Here is a 548-nt window from a genome sequence, read left to right as displayed (position 1 = left end):
GCCTTTCTCGCTGAGCGCACCGCCTCCAACGCCGCTCGCGTCAACACATACGTGCCCGGCAAATCCTGCTCGTCACAGTTGTGACCCTCTCCACCCCGATCCACCACCACGAAGTCACTCACCTCATCCAACGCCAACAACGGGTGATGCCACACGCCACGCGCATAGTTCACCCCCTGCCACCCCTCCGAAACAAACGCCCTCATCTGACTCACGTCCAATTCGCCCGCCGGCGCTACCACCACCAGGTACGGCGTCGTCTTCAACGGTATGAACGCCTGACTCCCCAACGGATGCCGCTCCAACATCTTCACCTCATACGGCAACTGCCTCGGCTGGCCACGAAACACATTGACCAACGTGCGGCCGCCCTCCGGCCCCAAATCTACCGTCGCCAAATCGTGAAACCGCTCCGTCGTCCCGCCATTGATCCCGAAATGCTTCGCCCCCGACAACTCAATCACATCGCCAAACGGCGCAAACGCCTCTCGCGTCAATCGCTCGATCTTCAACGCCGCTCCCGCCATGTCACTCTCCTTTTTTTCCTT

At 60.4% G+C, this 548-nt stretch carries 1 protein-coding gene; it reads right to left on the bottom strand.

Annotation, left to right across the window (positions count from 1 at the left end):
• Positions 1–527 (bottom strand): ureidoglycolate lyase (locus A985_RS24010; protein ID WP_083902180.1); only part of this gene is annotated, 527 nt, incomplete at its 3' end.
• Between the last annotated feature and the right edge of the window lie 21 nt (positions 528–548).

Origin of the sequence: Pandoraea sp. B-6 (assembly GCF_000282835.1) — a bacterium.
GTDB classification, from domain to species: Bacteria; Pseudomonadota; Gammaproteobacteria; order Burkholderiales; family Burkholderiaceae; genus Pandoraea; species Pandoraea cepalis.
This window is presented reverse-complemented; position numbering and strand designations above follow the sequence as displayed.